The sequence below is a fragment of the Streptomyces sp. SID14436 genome (assembly GCF_010548465.1).
GTDB lineage: Bacteria > Actinomycetota > Actinomycetes > Streptomycetales > Streptomycetaceae > Streptomyces.
Genome location: NZ_JAAGMD010000842.1, coordinates 1 through 4,771, shown reverse-complemented (window position 1 = coordinate 4,771; position 4,771 = coordinate 1). Strand labels below are relative to the sequence as shown.

At 74.0% G+C, this 4,771-nt stretch carries 5 protein-coding genes; 2 read left to right on the top strand and 3 right to left on the bottom strand.

What is annotated here, in order from left to right:
* Positions 1-171 precede the first annotated feature (171 nt).
* Complete coding sequence (locus G3I53_RS30880) at positions 172-921, top strand: methyltransferase domain-containing protein (protein WP_164337226.1); 750 nt, start codon at positions 172-174, stop codon at positions 919-921.
* Positions 922-960: 39 nt separating this feature from the next.
* Here G3I53_RS30880 and G3I53_RS30875 read toward each other — a convergent pair whose 3' ends face one another.
* Complete coding sequence (locus G3I53_RS30875) at positions 961-1,671, bottom strand: PIG-L deacetylase family protein (RefSeq protein ID WP_164337227.1); 711 nt, start codon at positions 1,669-1,671, stop codon at positions 961-963.
* A 186-nt stretch (positions 1,672-1,857) separates the two neighbouring features.
* Between G3I53_RS30875 and G3I53_RS30870 the strand changes: the two genes are divergently transcribed.
* A complete protein-coding gene (locus G3I53_RS30870) occupies positions 1,858-2,220 on the top strand; it encodes a VOC family protein (RefSeq protein ID WP_164337228.1) in 363 nt (120 codons plus the stop codon).
* 93 nt (positions 2,221-2,313) lie between these two features.
* Here the strand turns inward: G3I53_RS30870 and G3I53_RS30865 are convergent, their stop codons facing one another.
* Together G3I53_RS30865 and G3I53_RS30860 are read right to left on the bottom strand one after the other, a co-directional pair.
* Positions 2,314-3,222 (bottom strand): DUF6039 family protein, encoded by a 909-nt coding sequence (locus G3I53_RS30865; RefSeq protein ID WP_164337229.1) that lies wholly within the window; start codon positions 3,220-3,222, stop codon positions 2,314-2,316.
* A gap of 85 nt (positions 3,223-3,307) precedes the next feature.
* On the bottom strand, positions 3,308-4,771 hold a 1,464-nt coding region (locus G3I53_RS30860; RefSeq protein ID WP_164438991.1), incomplete at its 5' end, for a PfaD family polyunsaturated fatty acid/polyketide biosynthesis protein.

Sequence of the window (4,771 nt, the reverse complement as noted above, 5' to 3'; positions counted from 1 at the left end):
CCCGCGGGCACCGGCCGCCGACCGGCCCGCGCGGGCGCGGCGCGATGACCGCCGTCCACGAACCGAACCGCTCCCCCGTCCCCGAACCGAACCAGCCCCGCCCGTGATCCGATCCGCTTGGGAGGACGCGATGCAACCCGTCCACGAACCGAACCGCGTGGGAGTGACGCGATGAACCAGTCCGTGAAGTTCGACAAACTGGCCGCCACCTACGATGCCGCCCGCGGCGGCGAGGGGCGCGGCCACATGACCGCGGCCACGATCTCCCCGCACCTGGCGCCCGGCTCCGTGCTGGAGGTCGGGGTCGGCACCGGGGTGGTGGCGGCCGGGCTGGCGGCCCTCGGGCACACCGTGCGCGGTGTGGACGTCTCGCAGCCGATGCTGGACGTCGCCGCGACCCGCTTCGACGGTGAACTCACCGTCGGCGACGGCATGGCGCTGCCCTTCGACGACGCCTCGCAGGACAACGTGGTCTACGTGCACGCCCTGCACCTGATGCCGGACATGACGGGCGCGCTGGCGGAGGCGGCGCGGGTGCTGCGGCCCGGCGGCCGGGTCGTGGTGCGCCACGGCGACCCGGTGTCGGAGGCCGACGACCTGGTGCTGATCCTCCGTCAGGTGCAGGCGCGGCAGCCCGAGCGCCCCGACGCGCCGGACGCGGTGCGCGAGGCGGTCGAGGCGGCCGGGCTGCGGCTGTGCGAGCAGGGCATGCGGCCGGAGTACGAGAGCGGGATGAACCCGGAGACCTTCATCGCGCTGATCACCGACCGGCAGGTGCCGTTCCTGCAGCGGCTGTCCCCGGAGCGGGCGGCGCAGGTGGTGGAGCCGATCCTGGCGCAGTTGCGGGCGCTGCCGGATCCGCAGCGGGTGCGCCGCCAGGCGTGGTCGTGCTGGCTGACGGTGGCCGAGAAGCCGGCCTGACCGCCGCGGAGTCCGCGGTGGCCCCGCGGGCGGTCCCGGTCAGCAGGGGATCAGTTCGAAGGCCACCGCGGGCACCCCGCCGAAGCGTGCGCCGGTCGCCTGCGCCTGCCCCGCCACGGCGGGGCGTACTGCTTCCCGGGTGTAGCCCAGGCCCTCGAGATAGGTCTGGTGGGCCTCCAGGGAGGCGACGGCGGCGTCCAGGCCGGTGGAGATGTCGACGGCGTGGGTGGGGGCCGGGGAGTTGGCGACGGCGAGGTACTTCACCGACCAGGGGGCGCCGGCCTCGGGGAGGATCCAGCGGTTCCCGGCGTCGGCCACGGCGTCCAGCGCGCAGCGGCCGAACTCCCGGTGGTCGGGGGCGTTCCAGCGGCCGGTGCCGGTCCGCTCGTGGTGGTTGAAGACGACGACGAGCTGCGGGCGCCGGCGGCGCAGGGCCGCCACCAGGTCGGCGCGCAGCCGTTCGTCCGCGCGGACCGAGCCGTCGGGGTGGTCGAGGAACTCGACGTCGCGGACGCCGACCCGGTCGGCCGCCTCGCGCTGTTCGGCCTCGCGGACCGGGGCCGCGTCGGCGGGCGGCACGCCGTCGATGCCGGCCTCGCCGCGGGTGGCCAGGAGATAGGAGACGGCGTGTCCTTTGCGGGTCCAGACGGCGACCGCTCCGGCCGATCCGAACTCGACGTCGTCGGGGTGGGCGGCCAGGACGAGAGCGTTCTCCCAGTCCTCGGGCATACGTTCCAGATTCTCGCTCATGAGGCGACGGTAGGGCGGGAACCGGACGCCGAATGCTCAATTGTGGGCTGCCTGTTCGGCGACACCCGGCACATCGTGGTGCGGCCCGTTCAGCATCCGTCGATATGCAAGACTGCGTGCGGGGAAACCCGTTGAGAAGCACCAGAAGCACCAGAAGCACCGACCGAAAGACCGAGAGGTGGATCGATGACAGCGATTGCCGAGCCCGGGGCCGTCACCTTAAGTTGTTCCGACCCCGAATCGCTCGCGGAGTTCTACGCGAGGACGACCGGCTGGCAGAAGATCTTCAGCAGTGAGTCGGCGGCCTATCTCGCCGGCCAGAACGGCATGCGGATGGGCTTCGTCAGGATCGAGGGGTTCGAGCCCCCGTCCTGGCCGGAGGCCGGGAACCGTGTGCACCTCGACTTCAGCGTCCCGGACCTGGAGAAGGCCGAGGCGGAGCTGCTGGCGCTCGGTGCCACGAAGCCCGAGGAGCAGCCGGGCCAGGGGAAGTGGACGGTCCTGCTGGACCCGGCCGGCTACCCCTTCTGCATCACCACGATGGCCTGACCGGCGTCTGACGGCCGTGTCCCCCGGCCACGGCACGGGCCGGGCCGGGGGACGCGGTGGCCGGGCCCGCGGGCCCGGTGGACCGGGAGACGGTCAGGCGAAGATCCGCGGCGCGAGGAGGCTGTCGCGGGTCGAACCCTGGAGGATGATCTTGTCCCAGGTGCCGCCGCCGCGTTCCGGCGAGATCCACTCCTGGATGTAGGACGCCCGGGGGGCGTCGGGGTCCGGGCTGGCGTCGAGGGCCATCAGCTCCTGGTAGGCCTCCACGTCGGCCATGTGGATGAAGAAGTGCAGGCGGTCCATCTGCCCGAAGGCCTCCTCGAACAGCAGCACCGTGGTGCGGCCCCGCGCGTTGAGGTTGTAGGTCTCCGCGAGGGTCCGGGCCAGGACCCGCGCCTCGGCGCGGTAGCCGTGCGCCGCCTGGGCGGTGCGGTGCATGAGAAGCCCCGACGAGGCGCTGGTGACCAGGGACTCCACCGGCAGGGAGGTCTGCCGGGCGGCCGGCAGCAGCCGGAACCGGCCGCGGCCGTTGACCTCCTCGACCGGGTTGACGTCCGCCTTCATCATGGCCTCGGTGGCGGTGCCGAAGATGCCCCAGCGGTGCGGCAGCAGGACGGTCTCCCGCACGCTGCCCGCCTCGAACAGCTCCTCCCAGCCGTCGTCCTCGCCGGACGCGAGACCGAGGACGCCGCTCCCCCGGTCGGCGCCGCGCTGGGTCAGGGCGGTGTAGTCGCTCATGGAGCGCAGGTGGACCAGCCAGTGCAGCCGCCCCCGGGTGCCGAAGGCGTCCTCGTAGCTGAGCGCGGTCGCGACGCCCTCGTGCTGCTCGTTGAAGCTCTCCGTCAGGGCGCGGGTCGCGGCGCGGGCGCGCGGTCCGTGACCGGCCCGGATCTGCGCGGTGCGCCACAGGACGACCTCGGCGGAAGCGGTGTCGAGGGTCTTGTCCGGCGGTGTGCGCACCTGGTGCTGGGCGGTCGTCGTGGTGGGCAGGGCGTCGTCCATCGGGTACTTCCCTTCGTTCAGGAGCGTTCCGAAGCGTTCGGGCGTCGAGGGGCGTCCGGGTGTGTTCGGGTGTATTCGGGTGCGTTCAGGAGGAGGGCGGGTGGGACGCGGCGCGGGCGCCGGCCCCGGCCAGTACGTCCGCCGCGCCGGTCATCAGCAGGTCGGCGATGGCGTCGACGTCGCGCCGCCGCCAGGATTCGAGGGCGGTGCCCTCGACCAGCCGGTTGAAGGCGCCCATGGCGGGGCCGCAGTGGATCTGGTAGTTGGCGGTGTCGTCCTTGGCGCCGTCGAGGGCGGCCCGGGTCGACGCGGCGAAGTACCAGCGGAAGACGAGGGCCATCCTGCGCCGCGGGTCGTGTGCGGCGTCGCGGGTGATCTGCGGGCGCCCGGTGTCCCGGTAGTGCCGTACGACGTCCTCCCACACCTCGGCCACCGGGCGGCGGAAGCAGGTGCGTTCGAGGGTGGAGAGGGTGCGGGCGTCGATGTCCTCCAGGCGGTCGTGCCGCCGGTAGAGGTCGTGGAGCTGGTTGGCGCGGGCGGGGAACATGGTGCCCCTGCGGACCACCTGGACGCGGGAGCCGATCTCGAACAGGTCCCCGGCGGGGGCGTAGGCGACGTCCTGCACGTCGAGCCCGGCGAGCAGGTCCTTGACCGTGTCGGAGGTGCCGGCCTGCGGGCTGCACTGGTTGACGCTGCCGGTGAGGACGAAGTCGGCGCCGAGCAGGAAGCAGGCCGCAGCGGCCTCCGGGGTGCCGATCCCGCCCGCCGCGCCGACCCGCACCGGCTCCCCGCCCGTGTCCCGGGCGGCCCGGTCACGCAGCCGGCGCAGGGTGGGGACGAGGGCGAGGGCGACGCCCTGGTCGGTGTGGCCGCCCGAGTCGGACTCCACGCACAGGTCGGAGGCGACCGGCAACTCGGCGGCGACGGCCGCCTCGTCGCGGGTCAGGGCGCCCTCGGCGACCAGGGCGGCGAGCAGTCCGGGGGCGGGCGGGGCGAGGAACTGCCGGGCCACCTCGGGGCGGGACACCTTGGCGAGCACCTGACGGGCCGCCACCGGGACGCCGGCCGCGTCGCGGTGGGCGCCCTTGGCGCGGAACAGCACCAGCGGGGCGGTGACCCGGGTGAACGCGGCGGCCTCCACATGGCGCACGTCCCGCCGCAGGAACAGCTCCACGGTGGCCCGCTCCAGGTCCGGGTCGGCCATGTCGTGCAGGAGGTTCATGCCGTAGGCGGCGCCGGGCGGCAGTCTCCGTCCGATGTCGTCGAGCGCCGCGCCGATCCGGGCGAGGGACAGACCGCCGGCACCGAAGAAGCCGAACAGTCCGTGCTCCGCCATCCGCACCACCAGGTCGGTGGAGGCGATGCCCTGGTACATGGATCCGGCCACGTAGGCGTGCCGGGTGCGGTAGACCTCCCGGAACCGGGCGGAGCCGAGCACGGTGCCGGGGCGGGCGGCCACCCGCCCGCTGCCGGACGGAGCGGCGGCAGCCGCACCGGCGGTCCCGGCGGGAGAGCCCGGTGCGGCGGCCGGGTCGGGAAGCCCCGGGGC